This window comes from Paenibacillus sp. FSL K6-2524 (assembly GCF_038005525.1).
Classification (GTDB): Bacteria; Bacillota; Bacilli; order Paenibacillales; family Paenibacillaceae; genus Fontibacillus; species Fontibacillus anaericanus.
This window is the reverse complement of record NZ_JBBOSP010000001.1, coordinates 4886789-4912056: the sequence shown is the minus strand read 5'-3', so window position 1 is coordinate 4912056 and position 25268 is coordinate 4886789. Positions and strand designations below refer to the sequence as shown.

Genomic DNA, 25268 nt, shown 5'->3' with positions numbered 1-25268 from the left:
ATAGGTCGTAGGGAGTGCTCTCCAATCCCCTCTATACTGCATTCTGGAGTAAAACCTATATTTTGACATTTGCCTCTATTATATTACATAGGGGGTCGTGTTAATGAAAGAAGCTGACGTTATTCAGAAGAGAATTGAATGTGAGAGAATAGAACTTTATCGAATGGAAAAGAAGCACGGCGGGTTTGTACATCCAAAGGTAATTAAGCAGTCTATGAGATTAGATGAATTAATTAATATGTATAATAGAGCAATGTATAGTTGTAGTAAATAAATCGGCGTTTACTCTGAGAGGTTGTGTGAAATATGTCACAAATCAATCTTTTTAGTATGCGAAAAATAGAGTTTGACTTAGGAAGTTATTCATTATACTTCTGTATTCTAATAATATTCCTTGTATTGCTATGTCATTCGTGATATTATCTGACTATCGGTTTTTTTTAGTATTGTTTAATTACGGGACGTAGCTCAGCTTGGTAGAGCACCTGGTTTGGGACCAGGGGGTCGCATGTTCAAATCGTGTCGTCCCGATTTAGCTAGAACAATCAAAGCATCGCAAAAGATATTCCTTGGGAGTTTTCCTCCGAGTTGTATCCTAGCAGATGCTTTTTTTGTATTTGATCCAAATGTGTCAGGTTACTCAAACTGTGTATGGCAAAACCATACGATTGTCCTAGGTGACAATTGTTGTATATTTGTAGATCTCGAAGGCCACAATATACAATAAAGTCCGATAGAAGGGGATTATCGTGAATATCTTCCAAATTAAAAAACAACTCAGAAGCCGATGGAAAAGATGGAGACGCGCAATTTGGACCATTAGTGCGTGTGGTTTGGTTGCTATGATGGCTTGGATCGGGTTACTGTTGTCTGAACAAATGGAGGATTTAATGACTAAAGAGCCCATCGTTCAAGAAACGCTCGGCATGATCATGGACGCTGCGGCACCTTCAGAACCTCCTAAAGAGTGGGTAGAGACCCTTATGAAAACAGACCAAGCGCGGATCGTACATTTAAATAAAATTTATACATGCGGTGAAGAAAGTGACGTTCTTGGCATTATGAGACCGGAGGAAGTTGCTTCACTGCTGAAGGAGCACCCAGATTGGGAAGGACATTTGGGGGCTGGCGGAGATGTGTGGCTGGATGAAAGAATTAACGGATTGTCCGACATTTGTAAACGAAATGGATATATAGGCATCGATAATATGGGTAACTTAAGTCTGTTTGAAGGCCCTCCGAAAAAAGAAAAGGTGCTTAAAACATTTTTTCAGCTAGATGTAGAAACGATGGAGAGTGTTCTGCCTGATGAAGTGTTAAAGCAGCTTCAAGAGGGAATTCGAATTCAAGATGTCGAAGAGTACAACAGTGTATTATCGACTTTTAGTGACTATGCCTTGGAACAAACTGAGAAGGTAATGCAACAAAACTGACTAACTCGCTCTCGAGTATGGTTGGTGCAATAATGTACGATCTCGCAATCAGAGTGTAGAGTCTCAACATAATATTATTATAAGACGGTATAGCCCTGTGGCTATACCGTCTTTGTCATTTATTCATTTGTAGAGAGCGCCTATCTTATTTTTGCCAAACTATTTCCTCTAATCGCTTTATCTTTGCTATAATAAATTGAATACATATGTTCGCTTAATGTGGACATTGGGGAGAGATTAGGCTTGCGAATATTAGGTATTGATCCCGGCTTAGCAATTGTCGGTTTTGGTTTTATTGATAAAGAAGGTAGCAAATGTACACCAGTGCAGTATGGGTGTATTCAGACGAAGGCGCATACACCAGAAGAAGAGAGGCTGCTTCATGTATATGAAGGGATGGTTCAGCTTATCGAAAAATATCAACCAGATATGGTAGCGCTAGAGAAACTTTTCTTCAATCGTAACGTAAGCACAGCATTGCCAGTTGCACAAGCCAGAGGTGTACTTGTATTGGCTGCAATTCAAAAAGGACTGCCTGTATCAGAATATACACCGATGCAAGTCAAACAGGCTGTCGTTGGATATGGTAAGGCAGAGAAGAAGCAAGTTCAAGAAATGACCCGGATGTTCCTTAAACTTCAGGCTATTCCAAAGCCCGATGATGTAGCGGATGCACTGGCTGTTGCGATATGTCATGCACACTCTTATACATTAAATTCTAAGATAAATGAGGTACTTCGATCATGATCGATTTTTTACGGGGACAAGTTGCTCAACTCGAGAGAGAATACGTTGTATTAGATGTTCATGGTGTAGGTTATCGTGTGTTTTGTCCAAATCCTTATTGCTTCGCTGCTAAGAATGAGGAGCCAGTGACGATATATATTCATCATAATGTTCGTGAAGATGCGATTCTGCTGTTCGGATTTGAGACCAAAGAAGAGCAGAAGTTATTTCGCAAACTGATTGAAGTATCGGGGATTGGACCACGCGTAGCGCTCGGTATTCTTAGCGGGGGGAATCCTAAAGCTGTGGTTACGGCCATTCAGCAGGAGAATATTAACTTTTTAATTAAACTACCAGGGATAGGTAGAAAGACAGCACAACGTATGATAATAGATTTGAAGGACAAGTTGGAAGAAATGGGCGGAGCATCTCTGTTTGATCCCATTCCTAGTGGGATGGAGATTCCCCAAGATAATAATCTTGGATGGCCTGAAGCCAGAGAGGGATTGAAGGCTCTTGGTTACACGGATGCTGAGTTAGACCGAGTATGGCAAGTATTGAAGGATAACGTAAGTTCGGATGAGGCAGTCGATTCAGTCATGAAGAAGGCCCTTAAGTTACTATATGCAGGTTAAAAACAAGGTTGAAGTATGTAAGGAAAGGGAGTGAGCGATGATGGAAGACCGTATCATATCCACGAATTTGATGATGGAAGACCAGGCGGTGGAATTCAGCCTTCGCCCTCGTTATTTAGCAGAATACATTGGACAGACTCGAATCAAAGAAAACTTACAAATTTATATAGAGGCAGCTAAAATGCGCAAGGAAGCACTCGATCACGTCTTGCTCTACGGTCCGCCAGGACTTGGTAAGACAACGCTTGCGAATATTATCGCTAACGAATTGGGTGTGACTTTGCGCACGACATCTGGGCCGGCTATTGAACGCCCTGGTGATCTGGCAGCGCTACTGACGAATTTGCAAGAGGGAGATGTCCTCTTTATAGATGAAATCCATCGTCTACATCGGACTGTAGAGGAAGTTCTCTATCCGGCGATGGAGGATTTCGCGCTGGACATTATGATCGGTAAAGGACCTAGTGCTCGTTCGGTTCGACTTGATTTACCCCCGTTCACCTTGATAGGAGCAACGACCCGGGCTGGACTTCTGTCGGCCCCACTAAGGGATAGATTCGGGGTAGTTAGCCGGCTGGAATTCTATAGTGTGGATGAACTAAGTTATATCGTGAGCCGCGGAGCTGACATTTTTGGGATTGAAATCATTGGAGATGCCGCTGATGAAATCGCACTTCGTTCTAGGGGGACTCCACGGATTGCTAATCGTTTGTTGAAGCGGGTTAGAGACTATGCTCAGGTTCGTGGTGACGGCCTCATAACATCTGATATCACAAGCGAAGCGCTGCAAATGTTACAAGTGGATCCGATGGGCCTAGATCAGATTGATCACAAAATGCTGAGAGCTATGATTACAAGTTTTCGTGGTGGTCCAGTTGGATTGGACACGATTGCTGCAACAATTGGAGAAGAGAGTCAAACGATCGAAGATGTATATGAGCCCTATTTACTACAAATTGGTTATTTACAACGTACACCTAGGGGACGAATTGTAGCTCCGGCTGCCTATCATCATTTGGGGTTACCTATACCTGAGGATCTGCGATAATTTTTTATACATCATGAAGGAGGAATTTGCAACGTGAAAGATACTAAACGAACATTTGCGATGGTTAAGTGGGGCAAGGGAATATTGGCGGGTCTTCTGCTCGCTACTGCGTTGCAACTTCCGGCATCTGCTGATTCTTTACCAGATACACGCGTTAGAGTTGCTATGTACCTGGATATGGGCACGACTTATAGATCAACTATACCAGCAGTTACACTTAAGGCAGATTCAGCTTGGAAAGTCAGTCCTCAGAATGTTTGGGACGCATGGGCTAATTTAGCAGCTGGAGAGTCTGTTCGCTTCAGTGTAGACGGATATAAAATAAAGGCGCTTCAAAGCTCGGACTGGAACGTGGTGTCTGCTGCAGCTAAGAAGCTTCAGAATACAACGGATCGACCTGTTGTGTTTGCCCTTGATCAACCAGCAGGAACTGTATATCAAATATTTACAGGACCCTATGCTAGTGTAGATGAAGCGAACAAAGCGGCGAGTCGTGTTGAAAGCTCTATTTCCAGTCAGTTAGGTGGACAAAAGCCCGTTGCAAAGGGAAGCAATTATTATTCAGTAGGAACCTTTGGGAGTCAGGGCGAAGCCGAATCGCTTCGTCAATCGTTAACATCTCAAGGTATCGATGCTGTTGCAGTGCTGACAGGTCCACAGCAGTACGCTGTTTGGACAGGCGGGGCTACAAGTGAAGCGGAATTAACGTTAACTAAGGGGCAACTAGACCAAGTTGGAGGTAATCTCCAGATAACTGTTGTTAACAATACAGACCCTGCACTGATCCTTCACCGTGATGTAACACTTAATTTAACAACACCTTCTGCCGTGTCTCATTATGAACTTAGTGGTAACGGGGCTAAGTTTATGATTTCAGGAAATGGTGACATGATTACTCAGGTAGTTGAACGGTCAGCGCGTAAATATCGGGGAGAGTTCGAGGTTAGTTCAGTGAACGGACAACTTGCTCTCGTCAATGAACTTCCTTTAGAACAATATTTATATTCAGTAGTTGCTGCTGAAGTACCAAGTTCTTGGCCTAAGGAGTCGTTAAAGGCTCAGGCCGTGGCAGCACGTAGTTATGCGCTTTATAATGCAGGGATTAACAAATTCAAAGTGGCTGGGCTTGTGGATACCACTTTAAGCCAAGTATATAACGGTGTTGATAATGAAGTTGCTAGTGTAATACAAGCTGTAGACAGTACGGCGGGTGAGGTTATCAAGTCCAATGGTAAGGTTGTTGAAGGAATATTCTCCTCCAATAGTGGGGGAGTAACCGCAGATTCTTCGGAAGTGTGGAATAGCATCAACTCGACATTTACTAGTGTGGGTAGTGATGAGGATAAGGTAGCTCAGTCTTCATTGAAATCGTGGTATTATGTACTTTTATCGAATGGTGCAACAGGATATGTACGTGAAGACAATGTTGTTTTATCCGGAAGTAATACCTCTGCTGGTTTATCCAAATTAACTGTAACATCTAGTGCTGTTAATGTACGTCCGCTACCTTTGATTCAATCTGATGTTAATCCAGTGGCCAAAATAAATCCAGGGGATCAGGTCATTGCTTTGGCTAAAGTAGACGAGTCAAGCTCCTATGCTTGGATTCGTGGACCATTTACTTCGGATCAATTGCTGAAATCTCTAAAAGGAAAGGTTTCACCGGATGCACCATCTCCTATCATTAATCTAGAAGTTTCGCAAAGAGGACCTTCTGGACGAGTGACTGAAGTGAAGGCGAATGGGCAAGTGTTGGGTGTGAAGAATCCAGATTCCCTGCGGTCAGCATTAAACGGATTACCGAGTACATTGTTTGATATTGTAGCTACCGGAAGGTATACTGTACAAGGTGCCGGGGACATTACAACTACGGGTACTGCAACAACGGCAACAACTGTTTTGTCGGCTTCAGGTTCCAAGACATGGAGCGGCGGGAATATGGTCGTTATGGATGGAAGCGGGACTGCGCGAGTTGTCGATCAGAACAATCAATTTATGTTTGTTGGTAAAGGGTATGGCCATGGCATCGGAATGTCCCAATGGGGGGCAAAGGGAATGGCAGATGCGGGGTATGATTACCTACAAATATTGCAACACTACTATCAGAATGTGACTATTACTAAGGACTGAAGCGTATTATGAATGTAGATTTATATGATTTTCATCTTCCAGAGGAGTTAATTGCTCAGACCCCGCTCGTGGAACGGAGTGCCTCCAGACTATTAACTTTGAATAAAGAGGACGGTAGCATCAAGCACCATGTGTTTACCGACATACTGGACTATCTACGTCCTGGGGATACACTCGTATTAAATGATACGCGTGTGATCCCTGCGCGATTGTTTGGTATCAAAGAAGACACTGGCGCGAAGGCGGAAGTGTTATTACTCAAAGATGTTGGTAATGACCGCTGGGAAGCACTCGTTAAGCCGGGAAAGAAACTGAAAAATGGAGCCGTAATCATCTTTGGAGATGAACTTAAGGCAACAATTGAGGATGAAAGTGATATGGGTGGGAGAATTCTCAAATTCTCTTACGAAGGTATCTTCAATGAAATATTGGACCGTCTAGGTCAGATGCCTCTTCCTCCATATATTAAGGAGAAGCTTGACGACCGTGAGCGTTATCAAACCGTATATTCCAAGGTTGAAGGTTCAGCAGCGGCACCTACTGCCGGACTTCATTTCACAGAGGAACTACTTAGTCAGGTTGCAGCAAAAGGTGTCGATATCGCTTTTGTAACGCTACATGTTGGATTAGGTACATTTCGTCCAATGTCTGTGGATAGAGTAGAAGACCATGTGATGCATGATGAGTACTATATTCTATCGCAGGAAACCGCAGATAAGTTGAATGAGACGAGAGCTAGAGGCGGAAGAGTGATAGCTGTAGGTACGACATCGGCTCGAACTTTGGAGACGGTGGCACAGCAATGTGGGACGGGTCCAATTGTCCCAAGTAGTGGTTGGACGGGGATATTTATTTATCCTGGTTACTCTTTCGGGCTTGTGAATGTTATGCTAACGAACTTTCACTTACCCAAATCAACGCTAGTGATGTTAGTTAGTGCATTGGCGGGGCGAGAACATATTATGAAGGCGTATCATGAAGCGATTGAACAGCATTACCGTTTCTTTAGCTTTGGTGACGCAATGTTAATTTATTAAAGCAAAAAGAGGATGGTTGATTATAGTGACAGCACCAATAAGATATGAACATATAAAAACTTGTAAACAATCTGGAGCTAGACTGGGACGAGTCCATACTCCGCACGGTATCATTGAGACGCCTGTATTCATGCCAGTAGGTACTCAGGCCACGGTCAAAACGATGAGCCCTGAGGAACTCAAGGAGATGGATGCCCGTATTATTCTAAGTAATACGTATCATCTATTTCTCCGTCCAGGGCATGAAACGATTAAAGAAGCCGGTGGGCTTCATAAATTTATGAATTGGGATCGGGCTATACTGACGGATAGCGGCGGATTTCAAGTGTTTTCTCTAAGTGACATGCGTAAGATTAGTGAAGAGGGAGTGCATTTCCGCTCACATTTGAGCGGGGACAAAATGTTCTTATCGCCAGAGGTGGCGATGGAAATTCAGAATGCACTCGGCCCGGATATTATGATGGCCTTCGACGAATGTGCACCATTTCCTGCTGAATATGATTACGTCAAGCATTCTATGGAACGAACGACTCGCTGGGCAGAACGTTGTCTTAAAAGTCATGCTAGGCCGAATGATCAGGGGCTATTTGCTATCGTTCAAGGTGGCATGTTCGAAGATCTGCGTAAACAGAGTGCTAGAGATTTGACTTCCCTAGATTTTCCGGGGTATGCTATTGGTGGACTGAGTGTAGGCGAGCCTAAGCATCTCATGTATGAAGTGCTGGATTACACTGTACCATTTCTACCTACGGACAAGCCTCGTTACTTAATGGGAGTTGGTTCACCGGATGCGTTAATTGAGGGATCTATTCGCGGTATTGACATGTTTGACTGCGTATTGCCAACAAGGATAGCGCGTAATGGGACAACAATGACAAGTCAAGGTAGATTAGTTGTGCGCAACGCTCAGTATGCTAAGGACTTCGGTCCACTGGATCCTGAATGCGGATGCTATACTTGCCGGAATTACTCCCGAGCATATCTTCGCCACTTAATCAAAAGTGATGAGACTTTTGGGCTTCGGTTGACTACATACCACAACCTGTATTTCCTGATCAGTTTGATGGGTAAGATCCGCCAAGCGATTATGGATGATAGATTGTTGGATTTCCGGGATGAGTTTTTTGAGCAGTATGGTCTGATTGGCAATACAAAAGGTTTCTAAGTGGTACAAGATATAATCGAAAGGGGGAAGAAAAATGTTTCAATATGCAGCGGCTGGAACTGGTGGCAGCGGCGGTTTACTAACGATGATTGTTCCTTTTGTAATCATGTTTGCAGTATTTTACTTCTTGTTGATTCGTCCTCAGAAGAAGAAACAGCAGACACGTAATGGTATGTTAAATGCATTGAAAAAAGGCGATAAAATCGTAACGATTGGCGGTTTGCACGGAACGATCGTGGAGTTAACTGACGATACAGTTGTTCTACGTGTCAATGATGTGACCAAACTGACATTTGACCGTAATTCGATTAGTCATAGTACGAGTACTAGCTCCGAAACGGAAATGGAAGTACGATAACAAATCGTAAAAAACAACAAAGGAAAGAGCCTGTGATTAGATCACAGGCTCTTTCCTTTGTGCGCACTTCCACAGTTAGCTGCGTCTAGGAAGTGGTGTGGATGAGGTTTGTATACTCGTTTGGCTAATTTGATACCGAGTCCAGAAGCAAGTGTGGCAAGAGCTACTCCGGCTATCATGTCACTCATCCAATGAATTCCTAAATAGAAGATGGAGAAAACGATAATGAAGGCACTGATCACTGCAATTACGGCCCAGCGGCGGTTCCCTGAACGTACGGCTAGGATTGCCATGGAAACGGATATGGATGTATGTAAACTAGGAAAACAGTTGTCGAGTCCAGAAAGTGGACGATAGATCGTGTTGAAGTTTGGAAAGGCTTCTAGCATGATGAAGGTCGCACCTGATTGCGGATAAGACCAAACTTCATTTACAGGGACGAACAAGTAAAATGGAATTGCGATCAAGTAGTTAATAATCACAGTGAAACATGTTGCGTATAGAAATACTCCTCTGCGATCCCCCGCAAAAATTCCCAGTGATGCGATGATGAGCGCCTGAAACACAACAAGATAGAAGAACGAGGTCACATGTGTAATCCAAGGCGAGTGGAATAAATCTTGGAATGCTTGAACAAAGTGCCCTTCCAATTCGAATACCCATGGTGTGAAATCAACGTTATAATCCATATTTTTTTCCCATGTAAGTTCAAATTTATTGATGAGCAGAACACCAACCATAAAGATAACCAGAAGCAGAAATCTTCTTGAAGTAACTAGTTCTCTCACTAGAGAGGAAATAGCGGTTAATGGATTTCTTGTAGAGCAAATCCAGATGAACATGATTGATATCAGTCCAGTAAGAAGCGATATCGTTTGTATGGATTCGAAAATCAAGTCGTGAAACCTCCTTATGCTAACTAAAGACTAAACCAGTTTACCATAGGAGGAGATATTTTGAAATTTAAGGCTAAACAACAGCTCACTTTCCGCTTACATTTACTCCTATTACGCCTCCGAGTGCCCCCAGAACGAATGTTGGAATCAGTAGGGCTAAATCGGAGAGAGTGAGGGATGTATCCAAAGCCAAGAAACTAATTAAAAGTAACAAAATTCCATATAACAAGCCTGTGAGGGCTCCTTGATACCATCCCTTTTGCCGAGCACGTTTACCAGATACGATACCTCCCATAACAATTGAAATCGAATGGACTACATAAGTGCACCAGGGTAGTTGAGATTCTTCGAGTAGGCTGAAGTGTAGAAGCAGTGATAATACTAGAGCGCCGATCATCATCCATAAGAAAGCGTACCATAATCCGGAAAGTGTAGGATGAGTGAGGCGAACAGTCAAACGACGGGTGAAATGCATGAGGCGATCCTCCAATCAATGTGATACCACCATTGTATGGTCAAGCCATGAATCTTATTACTTATTATGTTTATTTCGCTCACGCATGGAATAGAGGGAGAACGGTCAGAATAGCAGTACTATGTTCTGCTCGATTCCAGAAATGGAGGGAATTCTTGTGATAACTGAAATTTTGCCGCATTTTCTCCGCACAGTACTCATGTATTTTACTGTTTTTGTTGTCATGAGAATTATGGGAAAAAGAGAAATTGGGCAATTATCCATCTTTGATCTTGTTATTTCAATAATGATAGCTGAGATCGCAGTATTCGTATTAGAGGATATCAAGCGCCCTTTGTATGAAGGTTTTGTTCCCATGCTTACCTTATTACTAATTCAGATTGGTATTGCCAGGCTATCACTTCACAGTCGCAAGCTTAGGCTCTGGACGGATGGCAAACCGAGTGTGATTATCCAACATGGTGAGATTAACCGGGATGTGATGAAGAAACAGCGATACAATCTAGATGACCTTTTTATGCAATTGCGATCTCAAAATATTAGTAATGTGGCGGATGTAGAATTCGCAATCTTGGAAACAAGTGGTCAACTTAGTGTGCTGCATAAAGATAAGAACGGAAATAGTGGAAACTCTAATGAAAGCCAAAAGAAAACGAAGAGCACAAAATCTCTTATTTCTATGCTGAAGTATGAATCACTTCCTCTGCCGCTGATTATGGATGGTAAAGTTCAGGACGAAAACCTGGAGCAAATCGGTAAGACTAGATTTTGGTTAAAGAACCAAATCCAATCCAAGGGCATTATGGAGTTCAAACATGTTTTTTTATGTTCTGTTGATCATACTGGCAAAGTATACATCAATTCGAATAAGGATAAGTAACCCAAAGAGTTGTATGACTTACCGTAGGAACTTACCGAAAAATGGAACCCGCTTTAAGTCGCTAAAATCAATTAATCCCATTAGGCCAGCTAACAATAGATACAGGGTTCCAGATATTACGGAGGCCGCGGTAAGTTGTATTCCTAGAGAAGAACTGATTACAATTTCGTAGAAGACATATTTGCCGACTCCGGCCATAATAACCATTACGCTGATCACCTTAAGGATATCAAGGAATGGAATTCGAAATTTCAGAATGCGTGCTACGCTGTATCCATGTAGAACGGTCACAATTATCATGTTAACAATTAAGGCGATAATAGCACCATATATAGCAAAGTCGGGGTTGGAAGCCAGGTAAAAGATCAATGAAATTTTGATTACAGCCCCGACCAAGGTGTTAATTAAAGCGCGACCCGGCTTGTCTAGTGCTTGTAGTGTAGCTTGTAGTGGGGCTTGTACGTAAAGAAACAAAGCAAATGGAGCCATCACTTTTAACATGCCTGCAATTTCACTATCATTGTATATAAACATACATATCGGCTCCGCAAGGACATACATCAGAGCTGCAAAAGGAGCCCCGGATACTAGCGCAAGTCGCAGTGATTGATGAAGTCGCAAATGGATGGTTCTCATATCCCCTTGTGCCTGTGCCTCGGCTAAAGAAGGGACCAAAGAGATGGCTAAGGATGAGGTTAGTGCCCCAGGAAGAAGAAGTAAGGGAATGACCATCCCTTGTAGTGCACCGTATTGAGTGGTTGCTATCGCCGTTGCAACACCCGCAATAGCCAAGCTTTGTGCGGTCGTGATTGATTCTAGTAAATACGATAAGGATCCCACTAGCCTACCACCCGTGACAGGAATAGCTATGTTCATAATTCGGCGGAATAAAGGCATGAACAATGTATTGTTATTTGATGTTGTTGAAGGAGTAGCGTGGGAAGCAGACGGTGGATGCTGTCTCTCCTTACGCCGAAGCCTGCTATACTGCCACAAAATCACGACCATACCTACGATCTCACCAGCAACAACGCCTAACATCGCCCCTGCAGCCGCGTAAGCAATTCCCATCGGTAGTAGTAAATAGGAGAACCATAGAACACATACAATGCGAGCTATCGTTTCCATAATGGAAGAAATAGCAGAGGGAATCATATCTTGTTTACCTTGAAAATAACCTCGATACACGGAAGAGACAGCCACGATAATGATCATCGGGCTCATAGCAAGAAACGTTTGATAAACACGAGGATCGGTGAGAACATATTGTGTTACCCAAGGAGCCCCGATGATACTCAAAATTGTAAACAGAATACCGGCACTAACTGTAAATATTAAGCTGGTCCGCAAAATGGAAACAGAACGTTCAGGTTGTCCAGCCGATTCTGCTTCAGCCACGAGTTTGGCTACGGCTAAAGGAATTCCACCTGAAATAATCGTGACTAGGACGATAAAGAAAGGGTAACCTAATTGATAGAGTCCAACACCTTCTGCCCCGATGATTCGAGGCAGAAGTATACGGGGAATGAATCCGAGAACGCGGTTAACGATACCCGCAACCATTAGGATCATCGCACCTTGGATAAAGGTTTGCTTATTCAAAATATTTCCCTCTCTCCCGGAAGTCAACATAGATTCTTCATAACATGTAGGTTTAAAGTAGTTATGAATAGTTATGAATATGCTGAACCTGTCCATCTTCATACCACGCATTTTTGAGATTGTTTGAAAAGAGGTATCTATTTATTACATAGCAATTCCATAGTGAACTTATTTAATTCAGAAGTCTTACAGCAGGAATTGTCAAAATGGGGTAGAATGTAACTTGAGAGGTTGAAGTGGATGGGATGGAAAGAAGGAGGCATAACCATGGCTGAAGAGGTATTTACCGATAAAGAGTTGAACGAAGCAATTGAAGGTCTATGCCGCAGCAAAGCTGAAGAATTCCGGCTAATCGGGTACGAACATGTGACAGCGTCGGATGTATGGAATTGCGTCAGCCATAAATACGAGAAGGAAGGTACTCCCCCACTGTACCAATTAGTCAATGATATCCTTTCCTTGAAAGTTATCCAATTCATGAACTTTATTACAATTTCCGCCTATCGTGGATCCCAGTTTTAATGAGAGGGGTCTTTTTTGTGATGACATGATGAATCAGTCAGATTAACTTTACTTCAATCAATGTAGTACACAAAAATGCCAACAATGATAAATTGACGGTCTTTTCTAGCATCGCTATAATAGGAATATTGAGAATTGAAAGGGGAACGAAGTACGGGATGAAAAGAATTATCGCATTCATAACCGTTGTATTAGTTACAACTGCCGTCATGGCCTTTACAAGCCCAAGTTTGCTTCGAAATGTACACCTCGGCTTGGATTTGAAGGGTGGATTTGAGATCTTGTATGAAGCCACTCCTTATGAGGGTGGAGCTAAAGTTTCGAAGGAGTCACTGGTCAAAACCGCGCAAAGCCTTGAAAAGCGGGCGAATATGCTCGGTACGAGCGAACCGGAAGTAACTACAGAAGGAAGCAATCGGATTCGCCTTAAGTTGGCTGGTGTTACCGATGAGGCTGAAGTTCGTAAGCAAATGAAGGAGCCAGCGGCACTGACGTTCCGCAGTAAGAACGGCACCGAGACATCTGCTGACCAATACAATAAGATAGAAATGGTTGGTACGGATTTTGCTGAAAACGGCGCTAAATTAGAATATACAAATATGAATGAGCCTATCGTTGCTATCAAGGTGAAGAGCAAGGAGAAATTTGCTGAAGTAACCGAGCGTTTGCTTGGTCAGCCTCTGGCTATTTATATGAATGATGAGTTAATTTCAGCACCAACTGTACAAGCTGTCTTAACCGATGGAACAGCTACGATCAGTGTTGGTGGCGATGTTAATGAAGCTAAGGAGCTTCGTGATAATATCAATCTTGGTGCTTTACCTTTGAAACTAACCGAAAAGTATTCTCAGAGTGTAGGGGCCACACTAGGTCAGCAATCACTAAAAGAAACGATTGAAGCCGGGCTGATCGGTTCCGTGTTAATTCTGATCTTTATGATCGTTATGTATCATGTCCCAGGTTTATTTGCAGGTTTTGCCCTGATCGTTCATACCTGGTTGTTGATTCTCGTATTCGTATGGGCGGACTTTACTTTGACCCTACCGGGTATTGCAGCCTTCATTCTCGGTGTCGGGATGGCAGTCGATGCCAATATAATTACAAATGAACGGATTCGAGAGGAAATACGTAGCGGTAGAAGCGTTATGTCTGCTGTTAAAGCGGGTGGTAAGCATTCACTACGTACGATTTTGGATTCTAACATTACAACCATTATCGTTGCTCTCGTTATGTTTGCCTATGGTACAGGTGCTGTTAAAGGATTTGCCCTTGTACTCGTAGTGGAAATTGTACTAAGTATCGCCACGAACATTTATTTCTCCCGTTTCCTGCTAAACCTGTTGCTTAAATCGGGTAAGCTGTTGAAGCCGAAGTACTTCGGGGTAAAGGAGCGTGATATTCGTGAGCTTTAATACAAAGAAACTTAACAAAAATCTTAATTACGTGCATCTTAGTAAACATTTCTTTAGGCTATCGATTATCTTGACTATTATTGGAGTTATTAGTTTGGCGGTATTTGGACTTAACTATGGCGTCGATTTCAAGGCAGGATCGAATGTCGATATCACCCTTTCAAAAACACTAACTGAAGAACAAATTCAGCCGATATTAAAACAAATCGGTATTGATGAAGGTTCGGATATTACGCTGGGCGATAATCGGATGAATATTCGTTTTAACGAAGTGTTGACCGAAGATAGTGATCATCAATTGAAGCAAGAAATCTTGAAGCTCGATGATAAGGCTTCGTTTGAAGTGAACACTGTCGATACAGAGATGGCCAAAGAGCTGGCTGCGAACGCCATTAAAGCAGTTCTTATCTCTTGTATCGGGATTATTATTTATGTAAGTATTCGCTTTGAATGGCGGTTCGCTGTTGCGGCTGTTATAGCACTATTGCATGATGCTTTTATGGTAGTCACTGTATTCTCGATCTTCCGTTTGGAAGTGGATTTGACATTTATTATCGCCGTTCTAACGATTATTGGTTATTCCATTAACGATACCATCGTTATCTTTGACCGGATTCGGGAGAATATGCGCTTCAGTAAGCTGAAGACACGCGAAGATCTAGTCAAACTGGTAAATAATAGTGTGTCCCAGACGATTATGCGTTCCCTCTATACTGCATTAACTGTATTTATAGCGGCGTTCTTCCTATTCTTGCTAGGCGGGGAATCGATACGGATGTTCTCACTCGCTATGGTAATAGGTCTATTGTTTGGTGCTTATTCCACAATCTTTATTGCGAGTCCCATTTGGTTCGTGCTTAAGAGTAAGCAAAAGAATAATTCGGCTAAAACGTCCAAAGCGACTAATTAGTATTGTATTGGCATAAAAGAAGCCGCGTCGACTTTGACGCGGCTTTGCCACTCTTTTCAGTCATAAGGTGTTTCAGGGGGGATATTATGAACCGAGAACAATCCGTTCCGTATCAATCCGCTGCTTGGCTAAGCATTATGAACAATATTCTCCTTGCCCTGTTTAAAGGTGGAGTGGGTCTGGTATTTGACAGCCAAGCTCTCCTTGCTAATGCATTGTATTCGGCAACGGATGCTGCGACAGGCGTAACAGAGAAAATGCAGATACCCGGGCGCTGGAAACGAAGAATATCAGACGGCGCTATTTTTCGCATTGAAACGAAGGAACCGCTAATTGCTATTCTATTCTCCATCCTTCTTCTTCTTGGAGGTCTTCAAATGGCTATTTCTTCTGCTGTAGTCATCTCTAAGGGCGAAATTGCTCCGCCAGGTTATATGGCAGGAGTAGCGATTGTCATCTCTATCGCTTTGAAGGAAATAGTATTTCAATATCGCTATCGTCAAGATCGTAAGAACAACACCGAGGGCTCGCGTTCTTACATTGAAATGCATCGTTATTCGGTATACTCCTCTGTGATGGTTCTAGTTGGTGTTTTCGGATCCATGACTGGCCAAGCCTTACAATTATCAGCTATGTTATATTTCGATCCAATAGCTGCATTTTGCGTGTCTTTGTTGGTTTTGTGGAGGGGATATGGTATCGTACGTGCTTTTGTTTACGGTCCAATTATCTCGCAATTGCAGGAAGAAGATGCAAGTGACTTTATAGAGACAGTTCAACGAGTACATGGTGTAATTATGGTTAACGATATAAAAGCTCAGGAGAACGGTCATTATGTGAGCGTAGTAGCTCGAATTAGTGTTAACCCACGTATTTCTGTATCGGAAGCAAACGATATAGCAAATCGTGCGAAGGTACTGCTCTTGCACAGGTTTTCTCATGTTGGAAATGTTAGTATTCAAGTGTTACCTTATGATCCTGGTTACCCGTATAAAAGCAATCATTCAGAATCAGACAGCGATCTGCCGACCCTGCTTCAATAGCAGCATAGGTGGTAGGCAAGGTGGAAGAAAGTAGGTGTAAAATTTGCTTCATCCGAAATATAGTTGGAAGTCACTACAATCTGATGAAGGTAAAGCAAAGCTTCTATCTGAACAGTTAAATATATCTCCTCTTGTTGCTTCATTACTCATGACTAGGGGCATTAGTGATTTGAATGAGGGGAAACGTTTCTTATATGGAACTTTGGCAGATAATCATGACCCGTTCCTGCTCCACGGAATGAAGGAAGCGGTTGCACGTATCAAGGTTGCAGTGGACAACGGCGAGCGTATCTTAATATATGGAGACTATGATGCGGACGGAGTGTCATCCACTGCGTTGATGGTCCATCTGATGCGCCGTTTAGGAGCTGATTTTGATTACTACATTCCTCATCGTTCCAAAGAAGGTTATGGACTTCATATTCATGCCCTTGAACAGTTTCATAAAAGTGGGTTTACACTTGTCGTTACTGTGGATACTGGGATTAGTGCTGTTGAACAAATTGAGTATGCAAATCAAGTTGGTATGGATGTGATTGTGACAGATCACCATGAACCACCGGCCGTGCTTCCTAACGCATTTGCTCTTATAAATCCTAAGCTTCCCTATTGTACATATCCATTTAAAGGATTAGCGGGAGTGGGGGTTGCTTATAAATTGGCCCTAGCTTTACTTGGGGAAGATACTCCGCTCGAATGGACGGAGCTTGCTGCGTTAGGTACTATAGCCGACTTAATGCCGCTAACAGGTGAGAATCGTCTTATTGTTACCTATGGATTGAAATCTATGGCTCACTCAGCCTTCCCTGGTATGACCGCGCTTTTGGGGGTTGCAGGATGCACGAAAGACGAAGTAACCTCAACCAACGTGGCGTTTGGTCTCGCCCCTCGTATCAATGCTAGCGGACGAATGAGTCATGCCACTAGAGCAGTTTCTTTGCTCACCTCAACAAGTGTTGAAGAGGCAGAGAGTATTGCGAACGAATTAGATATATTAAATAAAGAACGTCAGCTTCTTGTTGAAGATATTGCTAATGAAGCTCTTATTCAATTAGAGTCCAAGGAACAAGCAGGCAAGTTACCTGATGTTATCGTAGTGGCAGGAGAAGGATGGAATGTGGGTGTCGTAGGGATCGTTGCCTCCAAAATTCTAGAACGTTATTATCGTCCTACAATTGTACTTGGAATAAATCCGGAAACTGGTGAATGTAAAGGTTCGGCGCGTTCGATTCCGGGTTTTGATATCTATGAAGCATTAACACATTGCTCTGATTTAATGGATCATTATGGGGGGCATCCTGCTGCAGCTGGTATGTCACTTTCTAGAGAACAATTAATCGATTTTGAACAGCGACTTAATGAATTTGCCTCGGGCAAGTTGGAACCGGAACATTTCATTCCTACTTTGTTAACAGACCTAGAATGTCCCTTGCAAGAAATAACACTGCCTGTTATTGAGCAGTTAGAAGAACTTGCTCCCTTCGGGATGGGGAATACTTGTCCACGTCTTCTCATCCGCGGTGTTAAGTTACTAGAATGCCGGCAAATGGGTAAGGAAGGGAAGCATTTAAAACTACTAGTTAGTCAAAATGGGAAGACGGTGGAGGCAGTCGCCTTTGGTAAAGGCGAGTTAGCTCCAATCCTTGCGAATGAATCGGTGCTTGATCTTGTAGCTGAAGCAGGGATTAATGAATGGAATGGGGCGCGCAAGCCTCAATTGTTAATTCAAGATCTCTGTGTATCTCATGTTCAGGTATTTGATTATCGTGGATCACGTTATCCAGCTACTAAGTTAGATGAATTACGCGATAAACTGGTTAGTATATCTGCATGTTCCCTTGGAACGATGGCGATTGTGAGTGATAATGGGGCAGATGCATTAATAGGAATTGATTTGAAACAGACTGCACATTGGGTATATGATTATAGCGCTGGGGTGAAACCGATGAATGAAATTGCAACATCGGAAGGTTCAGCAGCTGTGAAGACACTGTTTGTTCTGGGGCTCCCGGAATCATCTAACATGTGGAGTAAGATGATAGGGAAGTTCGGATCTCTGGAAAGAGTTTTCTTGCTTCATCCTAAGCAGCGTGAGGATCATGAGGTAGTGCAAGCTCCTTCTCGTGAACAATTTAAAGGCGTATATGCCTTACTTAGAAAACATGGTTACCAACCGATTCAGCAAGATGAATTGGTAAAGGCGATGATGAGTAGAACGGGATTATCGAGACGAATGCTGGATTTGACTTTGGATGTGTTCGAAGAATTAGGCTTTATTATTCGGACTTCGGGAATCATAACTTTGAATGAGACTCCTTCTAAGCAACCGCTCGAATCATCGAGTCGCTATATAGAGCTAGGTATGCTTGCGGAAATGGAGCAGATGCTGCTTCATGGTGGTGTTCCACAAATCACGAAATGGATGCTTGATCAGATGCAAGGTGCATCATAATGACTAACGTTTAAATTATAGGAGGAGATTTCATTGGATTTCAAAAATTATATTCGGGTGATTCCCGATTTTCCACAACCAGGTATCAGCTTCAAAGATATAACAACGTTACTTAGCGATGGTGAAAAATATCGTGAAGCGATTAATGAGTTAAAGAAACTGGTAGCTGATTTGAAAATCGATCTAATTGCAGGTCCTGAAGCGCGTGGTTTCGTAGTTGGTGCCCCGCTTGCCTATGCACTTGGTGTAGGGTTTGTACCGATTCGTAAAAGCGGAAAGCTTCCGTATGAAACGATTGAAGTTGGTTATGATCTTGAATATGGTAAAGATACTTTGGCTATGCATAGCGATGCTATCAAACCAGGCCAAAATGTGTTGATTGCTGATGATTTATTAGCGACAGGTGGTACTATTTCAACATCTGTGAGCTTGGTTAGACAATTGGGTGGTAATATCGTGGGTACGGCCTTTCTGATTGAGCTTAGTGAGTTAAATGGACGAGAAAAGTTAGACGGTATTGATGTATTCTCGCTCATGACATATTAAGAGCGGATCAACAAAAAAGTCCCTGACGCCATATGGCGCAGGGACTTTTAATGTTCCGTTTGATCTTAATGTGAAGCTTCTTCCTTCTCATTGGAAAGACCAAGTACTTGAAGTAGTTTGAAGAATAGGCTGAGCAACATACCGACGATCGTAGCAAGGGCCATTCCTTTTAATTCAACGTCGCCCATAGTCAATTTGGTTCCGCTAAGCCCGATAACTAATACGATACTGGTAAGCAACAGATTCGTTGCCTTGGAATAATCAACTTTTTGTTCTACCAGAATACGTAGTCCCGAAGCAGCGATTACACCGAACAAGAGTAGGGATACACCACCCATAACCGGGACGGGAATGAATGAGATTACCGCAGAGAACTTACCGGAGAATGAGAGTAGAATTGCAAAGATGGCTGCGCCACCAATAACAAAGATTGAATATACTTTGGTTAGCGCCATAACTCCGATATTCTCTCCATAAGTTGTATTCGGTGTTGATCCAACAAAACCGGACAACACAGTCGAGATACCATTTCCGAACAAGGAACGGTGAAGACCTGGATCTTTAGAAAGATCTTTACCAACGATGTTACTAGTTACAAGTAAATGTCCAATATGCTCAACGATAACGACGAGAGCAGCCGGAATGATTGTAATAATAACGGAGAGATCCCACTGTGGAGTAGTTACTGTTGGAAGTGAAATCCAATGAGCTGCAGCAATTTTAGCCGTTTGTACTTCGCCAAGTATGTAAGCAAGTCCGTAACCCACGCTGATACCAATTAGAATGTGAATAATCTTCGGAAATCCACGGAAGAGAACGGCACCCAAGACGGTGACACCCAGCGTAACCATCGACAACATGATTGTTGTTGGATCAGCTGTCCATGACTCAGATGAATCTGAAGAGATCAGACCAGCCATGCCAGCAGCAACGGGGATGAGCTCGAGACCAATCAGGGCTACAATGGCACCCATAGCGGCTGGAGGGAACACAACATCAATCCATGAGGTACCCACATATTTGATAAGTAGACCGACTAAGATAAAGACGATACCGGTAACGATAAACGCTCCGAGAGCGAGTGCATAGCCATTTCCGGAACTGGCATGGTTCGCTAGAACTACAGATACTGGAGAGATGAAGGCAAAGCTTGATCCGAGATAAGCCGGAATCTTACCTTTGCAGACAAGGATGTATAGCAGCGTACCTACTCCGTTCATGAGCAAGATCATACCTGGATCTACATGGAAAAGATTTGGCACGAGCACGGTGCTTCCGAACATGGCGAATAGATGTTGCAGACTTAGCAATATGCCAGGTCCAAAGGGTACTTTCTCATTAACTTGAATTTCGCGTTGCAAACAGAGTCACTCCTCTAATTTTACGTTCATAGTATATCTATCCTTAATAGATTAAATATAAAGCCGACATTTTTCAACAGAAAAATTTAATATATAACATAATATGTGAACTATTCTATATTCAACATGAAATAATAACGCAAAAAAAGACCCGGAAGTCAGACACCTTCAACTAGGTGCTATCTTCCGGGTCACGTATAACAGCTTAGAATTTATTCATTTGTTGTTCGGCGATGTCCCCAGCAAAGGGAAGTTTGAATTGTTTACCCTGTAGTGCTAGTAACATCAACACGATCCAGAGAATGAAGGTTAAGGGCGCAAGAATGAATGATACTATTGCACCGAGTATTGGAATTAATCCAAGTACAATATTGACGACTGTGAGTGAGCCAAATACAATGATCGATTGTAAAGCGTGAAATTTAACAAATCGATTTTCTTTTTCAACGACAAGAAAGATAATTCCTGTAATAAATGCACCGAGATAACAGAGAAGTCCAGCTACTTTGGGATCTAATCCGGTTGTGGATGGTCCTAAATTAGTTTCATTCATAAGAATGTAATGTCCTCCTAAATATGTAATGGTTTTTCACATAAGTATTCGTCGACCATGGAAAAAATACCTTTTTTTACCCCTTATACTTTTTGATACAAGAATTTTGGTGGAATTATCCGTAATTTGCGTTGCAACTAGCGCAAGAGTTGACGGAAGGAGACACAAGAGTCATAATTATAGGCAAATCAAAATTGGGGGACGAATGCCCTCTTACATGTAAATTCAAGTTTATTTTCCATATAGAAAGGAAACGAATAGTATTCAATGGGCATAGAGCGATTACTTGAGAAAGCCTCCACTTATATAAAAGAACAAGATCTCCAGCGCATTCAGAAGGCGTACGACTTTGCAGAGCAAGCCCATCACGGACAACTTCGCAAATCCGGAGAACAATATATTTTGCATCCTTTGGCGGTTGCAGAAATTGTAGTGGGTATGCAGATGGACGTTCTGTCAATCATTGCTGCGCTTCTTCATGATGTGGTGGAGGATACAACCGTTTCTTTGAAAGAAATAAAGGATCAGTTTGGCAATGATTGTGCACTTCTAGTCGACGGGTTAACTAAGCTAGAGCGAATTAAGTTCCGATCCAAGGAAGAACAGCAAAATGAAAATTATCGAAAAATGTTCATTGCCATGGCGCAGGATATTCGAGTAATTGTCATTAAGCTCGCGGATCGACTTCATAACATGCGAACGCTGAAGTATCAGTCGGAAGAGAGCCAACGGCGGATTGCCTATGAGACTTTAGAAATATTTTGCCCCATTGCTGATCGACTAGGTATTTCTGCGATCAAATGGGAAATGGAAGATATCGCGCTTCGGTATTTAAACCCGCAGCAATACTACCGTATTGCTAATTTGATGAGCAAAAAGCGGGCGGAACGAGAAGAGTTTATTGAAAATGTCATTTCTCGTATTGTTGAAAAGCTGCAGGAAATGGGTGTAGAGGCTGAATTATCTGGTCGTCCGAAACATATTTATAGCGTTTATAAGAAGATGACGACGAAGAATAAGCAGTTTAATGAAATTTATGATCTGCTGGCGATTCGAATTATAGTGGATAATATTAAAGATTGTTACGCTACTTTGGGAATCATTCATACCCTTTGGAAACCGATGCCGGGACGTTTCAAAGATTACATTGCAATGCCTAAAGCGAATATGTATCAATCTCTTCACACTACTGTGGTTGGTCCTAAGGGTGAGCCTACGGAAGTGCAGATTCGAACACGTGAAATGCATCAGACTGCGGAATTTGGTATTGCCGCCCACTGGGCCTACAAAGAAGGAACTGATGTTGCTACTCCAGAGAATAAGATGACTTTCTTCCGCGAGATATTAGAATTGCAGCATGAAGCGAAAGATGCATCTGAGTTTGTTGAATCTCTTAAAATGGACTTCTTCTCTGATTTGGTGTTCGTATTTACACCGTCCGGCGAAGTTGTAGAATTACCAATCGGTTCTGTACCGCTTGACTTTGCTTTCCGAATTCATACTGAAGTAGGCAATCGTACGATTGGAGCTAAAGTTAACGGTAGAATTGTGCCGCTTGACCATAAGTTGAAAACAGGGGACATTGTTGAAATTCTGACTTCCAAACATTCTTATGGCCCAAGTCAGGATTGGCTCAAGATTGCACAGTCTTCTCATGCACGCAGTAAAATTAAGCAATGGTTCAAGAAAGAGAAGCGGGAAGAGAATGTCGAGAAGGGTCGCGAAGCGATTGAACGCGAGCTTAAGCGCGCGGGTATTGAAGTTTCCCCTTGGATGACAGACGATAAGCTTATGGAAGCTGCTAAGAAATATTCCTTCAATGATATCGACGATATGTTGTCGGCTATTGGATTCGGGGGGATTACAGCAGCGCAAGTGGTTACCAAGCTAACTGAGAAGTTACGTAAGGAACAGGAAGAGTCCGGCCATATCGAACTCACCTCGGAAGTGAAGGAAGTCAAAGCAGCACCGGCGGAGCGCAGACGTCCAACTAATGGTGTAGTTGTGAAAGGTATTGATAATCTGCTCGTTCGTTTTGCCAAATGTTGTAATCCTGTGCCGGGTGACGACATTATTGGTTATATTACACGCGGACGAGGGATTTCCGTTCATCGCAGCGACTGTGCTAACATCTTGTCAGGAATCGATAGTGATGAAGCAGCTCGTGTGATTGAAGTGGAATGGGAGAACGCTGTGGAAGCCAACTATAGCGTCGACATTGAGATCACGGGACATGACCGTAGAAATTTCCTTAATGAAGTATTGCAGGCTGTATCAGAAAGTAAAACAAATATGTCGGCCGTCTCTGGTCGGTCTGATAAGAATAAAATGGCTTTGATTCACATGACGATATTAATTCGTAATACAGATCATCTTCAATCCGTCGTGGAGAAAATCAAACGGGTGAAGGACGTTTATACCGTGCACCGTATTATGCAATAGGCGTCTTTGGTCTGAACGGTTACAGAAATTAAGGGGTAAGTTGATATGAGAATTGTCGTTCAACGATGTAAGAGTGCTAAAGTAACGGTGGATGGACAAGTGGTCGGTCAGATAGCTCATGGACTGTTGCTATTAGTAGGAATTACACATGATGATACAGAAAAAGATGCCCTTTATCTGGCGGAAAAAGTATCTGGTTTACGTATTTTCGAAGATGAAGAAGGTAAACTAAATCACAGCGTACTGGATGTTGGCGGGGCGATCCTGTCAGTATCCCAGTTCACATTGTATGGAGATTGCCGCAAAGGAAGACGACCGAATTTCATGGCAGCGGCAAAATCTGATGTTGCTTCACCTTTGTATGATCAATTTAACGAGTTGCTTAGGAGTAAAGGATTGACCGTTGAAACTGGGCTATTTGGCGCAGAGATGGATGTGGAACTGGTCAATTGGGGACCCGTGACCATGATCTTGGATAGCCCAACCTTAGCCTAAGAGTTGGACAAGTTGAATGGGATAGGAAGCACCTTTTGTGGATAAGCTTTTATATAAGAGATGATTCCACTGCATAAAGGAGTTCTATCACATGCGTCAATCTATGAAGCCTAGACAATGGCAATATGCACCACTTCTGACGTCTGGAAGTTCTGAAGAAACAGGCATGTTGTCCAGAATAGCTCACAATGAGGAATTTGTTACGTTGCTTCAGGAGGTTAAACCTTCGGTTGGGTTGACTCCTCGTTCAGGCAAGTGAAAATATAATTTAAATATGGATGATGCGAAAGAGCCTGCGGGCTCTTTTTTTTTACATTCAGGTTTGTTATAAAGTACTCTCTTTCGGGTAATAACAACTTAGATGGATTAAAGGTTGTATAGAAAAGGAGAGATGGTCAAAATGTCCAAACACATTCAGGCTTATTTTAAAAGTGAAGACGACGCGGAAGGTGCTAAAAGTAGTCTCCTACCACTTGGTTTAGAACAGTTAGAGGTCGGATACCTTGATCAAGCTGTAGGCAGAAACTCCAATATGCAAGTTCCTCTATTTCCTATAAACAATGGAACTATAGCTGGAGGAAATGCTGTTGCTGCGGCAGGGTATGCGGGAAGTACAAGTGCGCCTTCTCTGGGAATAATTCCAATTGTATCTTCGAATGTAGCCGATGGTGAGGTCGAACGGCCTGACGAAGCGTTAGATGCAGTAGTTGGCTTTGAAAATATTGGAGATGTTGATTCTGACTTGCAATATGTGCTCAACGCTAAAGTGAAGGATAGCGACTACGATGATGTCGTTCAAAAGTTACGTAGTCAAGGAGCGTATGTGGCGCAACTTAATGAGTAGGACAACAATTGTAGCGCTTTCATTTTTGTAATATAACTGTAATGTTAGGATCATGTTCCTTTAACATTGTCTGCTTATAATAACAGCATGACCCCCTTTTAATATATTACTTTTGGACCTGCACCCCGTTGGTGACAGGTCTTTTTCTTTGTTTGTCTTGACTTTGTGGCAAGGGTTACTTAAAATCAGGAAATATACAGTTTGTTTTATACTTATTCGATGACGGGAAAAAGTACTTCAGCTCCACATCCGCAGAGAGGAATCCCAGACTTTGTGCCACTACCCATGTTATGTTGGAACCTA

25 protein-coding genes and 1 tRNA gene are annotated in these 25268 nt (G+C 42.6%); 21 read left to right on the top strand and 5 right to left on the bottom strand.

All coding sequences use genetic code 11. From position 1 onward, the window contains the following. The first annotated feature begins 103 nt into the window (after positions 1–103). The 10 genes from NST85_RS22700 (at position 104) to yajC (ending at position 8532) form a co-directional block, all read left to right on the top strand. Positions 104–274, top strand: coding sequence for an aspartyl-phosphate phosphatase Spo0E family protein (locus NST85_RS22700; RefSeq protein ID WP_307398824.1), 171 nt, complete (start codon positions 104–106; stop codon positions 272–274). A gap of 183 nt (positions 275–457) precedes the next feature. Continuing rightward, positions 458–531: transfer RNA gene (locus NST85_RS22695), tRNA-Pro, on the top strand. Between the two features lie 218 nt (positions 532–749). Continuing rightward, positions 750–1433, top strand: coding sequence for a BofC C-terminal domain-containing protein (locus tag NST85_RS22690; protein ID WP_127193880.1), 684 nt, complete (start codon positions 750–752; stop codon positions 1431–1433). A gap of 243 nt (positions 1434–1676) precedes the next feature. Further along, on the top strand, positions 1677–2180 hold the full coding sequence (gene ruvC, locus NST85_RS22685; protein ID WP_127193881.1) for a crossover junction endodeoxyribonuclease RuvC: 504 nt from the start codon (positions 1677–1679) through the stop codon (positions 2178–2180). Then, positions 2177–2794, top strand: coding sequence for a Holliday junction branch migration protein RuvA (gene ruvA, locus NST85_RS22680; protein ID WP_127193882.1), 618 nt, complete (start codon positions 2177–2179; stop codon positions 2792–2794). The genes ruvC and ruvA overlap by 4 nt, the downstream gene beginning before the upstream one ends. A gap of 40 nt (positions 2795–2834) precedes the next feature. Then, positions 2835–3842 (top strand): Holliday junction branch migration DNA helicase RuvB, encoded by a 1008-nt coding sequence (ruvB, locus tag NST85_RS22675; RefSeq protein WP_127193932.1) that lies wholly within the window; start codon positions 2835–2837, stop codon positions 3840–3842. A 33-nt stretch (positions 3843–3875) separates the two neighbouring features. Then, entirely contained in the window at positions 3876–5972 is a 2097-nt protein-coding gene (locus NST85_RS22670) for a SpoIID/LytB domain-containing protein (protein ID WP_341190483.1), read from the top strand. 8 nt (positions 5973–5980) lie between these two features. Next, the gene (gene queA / locus NST85_RS22665; protein ID WP_341190482.1) at positions 5981–7009 is read left to right on the top strand and encodes a tRNA preQ1(34) S-adenosylmethionine ribosyltransferase-isomerase QueA; all 1029 of its coding nucleotides are present in this window, start codon (positions 5981–5983) and stop codon (positions 7007–7009) included. Between the two features lie 25 nt (positions 7010–7034). Then, positions 7035–8174 (top strand): tRNA guanosine(34) transglycosylase Tgt, encoded by a 1140-nt coding sequence (gene tgt / locus NST85_RS22660; RefSeq protein WP_341190481.1) that lies wholly within the window; start codon positions 7035–7037, stop codon positions 8172–8174. Positions 8175–8208: 34 nt separating this feature from the next. After that, entirely contained in the window at positions 8209–8532 is a 324-nt protein-coding gene (gene yajC, locus NST85_RS22655; RefSeq protein WP_127193885.1) for a preprotein translocase subunit YajC, read from the top strand. Between the two features lie 41 nt (positions 8533–8573). Here yajC and NST85_RS22650 read toward each other — a convergent pair whose 3' ends face one another. Together NST85_RS22650 and NST85_RS22645 are read right to left on the bottom strand one after the other, a co-directional pair. Then, entirely contained in the window at positions 8574–9428 is an 855-nt protein-coding gene (locus NST85_RS22650; protein ID WP_341190480.1) for a phosphatase PAP2 family protein, read from the bottom strand. A gap of 85 nt (positions 9429–9513) precedes the next feature. Continuing rightward, positions 9514–9903 (bottom strand): TIGR04086 family membrane protein, encoded by a 390-nt coding sequence (locus NST85_RS22645; protein WP_127193886.1) that lies wholly within the window; start codon positions 9901–9903, stop codon positions 9514–9516. Positions 9904–10102: 199 nt separating this feature from the next. Here NST85_RS22645 and NST85_RS22640 point away from each other — a divergent pair, with 199 nt between their 5' ends. Next, entirely contained in the window at positions 10103–10783 is a 681-nt protein-coding gene (locus tag NST85_RS22640; protein WP_341191152.1) for a DUF421 domain-containing protein, read from the top strand. Positions 10784–10801: 18 nt separating this feature from the next. Here NST85_RS22640 and spoVB read toward each other — a convergent pair whose 3' ends face one another. Next, positions 10802–12385 (bottom strand): stage V sporulation protein B, encoded by a 1584-nt coding sequence (gene spoVB, locus NST85_RS22635; RefSeq protein ID WP_341190479.1) that lies wholly within the window; start codon positions 12383–12385, stop codon positions 10802–10804. Between the two features lie 267 nt (positions 12386–12652). Here spoVB and NST85_RS22630 point away from each other — a divergent pair, with 267 nt between their 5' ends. The 6 genes from NST85_RS22630 to NST85_RS22605 all read left to right on the top strand — a co-directional run bounded on the left by NST85_RS22630 (position 12653) and on the right by NST85_RS22605 (position 19270). Beyond that, entirely contained in the window at positions 12653–12907 is a 255-nt protein-coding gene (locus tag NST85_RS22630; RefSeq protein WP_127193936.1) for a post-transcriptional regulator, read from the top strand. 158 nt (positions 12908–13065) lie between these two features. Further along, positions 13066–14319 (top strand): protein translocase subunit SecD, encoded by a 1254-nt coding sequence (gene secD, locus NST85_RS22625; protein WP_307398841.1) that lies wholly within the window; start codon positions 13066–13068, stop codon positions 14317–14319. Then, positions 14300–15229 carry a protein translocase subunit SecF gene (gene secF, locus NST85_RS22620; protein ID WP_370877702.1) on the top strand — a complete coding sequence of 310 codons (930 nt, stop codon included), beginning with the start codon at positions 14300–14302 and terminating at the stop codon, positions 15227–15229. The genes secD and secF overlap by 20 nt, the downstream gene beginning before the upstream one ends. Before the next feature lie 86 nt (positions 15230–15315). After that, entirely contained in the window at positions 15316–16272 is a 957-nt protein-coding gene (locus NST85_RS22615; RefSeq protein WP_341190478.1) for a cation diffusion facilitator family transporter, read from the top strand. Positions 16273–16315: 43 nt separating this feature from the next. Continuing rightward, complete coding sequence (recJ, locus tag NST85_RS22610; RefSeq protein WP_341190477.1) at positions 16316–18724, top strand: single-stranded-DNA-specific exonuclease RecJ; 2409 nt, start codon at positions 16316–16318, stop codon at positions 18722–18724. A gap of 33 nt (positions 18725–18757) precedes the next feature. Beyond that, the gene (locus NST85_RS22605; protein ID WP_341190476.1) at positions 18758–19270 is read left to right on the top strand and encodes an adenine phosphoribosyltransferase; all 513 of its coding nucleotides are present in this window, start codon (positions 18758–18760) and stop codon (positions 19268–19270) included. 65 nt (positions 19271–19335) lie between these two features. Here NST85_RS22605 and uraA read toward each other — a convergent pair whose 3' ends face one another. Then, the gene (gene uraA / locus NST85_RS22600) at positions 19336–20631 is read right to left on the bottom strand and encodes a uracil permease (protein ID WP_341190475.1); all 1296 of its coding nucleotides are present in this window, start codon (positions 20629–20631) and stop codon (positions 19336–19338) included. Positions 20632–20836: 205 nt separating this feature from the next. Then, on the bottom strand, positions 20837–21184 hold the full coding sequence (locus NST85_RS22595) for a DUF4870 domain-containing protein (protein ID WP_341190474.1): 348 nt from the start codon (positions 21182–21184) through the stop codon (positions 20837–20839). A 267-nt stretch (positions 21185–21451) separates the two neighbouring features. On the opposite strand from NST85_RS22595, the gene NST85_RS22590 reads away from it, so the two are divergent. From NST85_RS22590 to NST85_RS22575, 4 genes are all read left to right on the top strand, one after another. After that, a complete protein-coding gene (locus tag NST85_RS22590) occupies positions 21452–23626 on the top strand; it encodes a RelA/SpoT family protein (RefSeq protein ID WP_341190473.1) in 2175 nt (724 codons plus the stop codon). A 45-nt stretch (positions 23627–23671) separates the two neighbouring features. Beyond that, the gene (gene dtd, locus NST85_RS22585) at positions 23672–24121 is read left to right on the top strand and encodes a D-aminoacyl-tRNA deacylase (RefSeq protein WP_341190472.1); all 450 of its coding nucleotides are present in this window, start codon (positions 23672–23674) and stop codon (positions 24119–24121) included. A gap of 91 nt (positions 24122–24212) precedes the next feature. Further along, positions 24213–24380 (top strand): hypothetical protein, encoded by a 168-nt coding sequence (locus NST85_RS22580; protein ID WP_170220251.1) that lies wholly within the window; start codon positions 24213–24215, stop codon positions 24378–24380. A gap of 141 nt (positions 24381–24521) precedes the next feature. After that, positions 24522–24965, top strand: a complete 444-nt coding sequence (locus tag NST85_RS22575; protein WP_341190471.1) for a hypothetical protein — start codon at positions 24522–24524, stop codon at positions 24963–24965. The last annotated feature ends 303 nt before the right edge of the window (positions 24966–25268 follow it).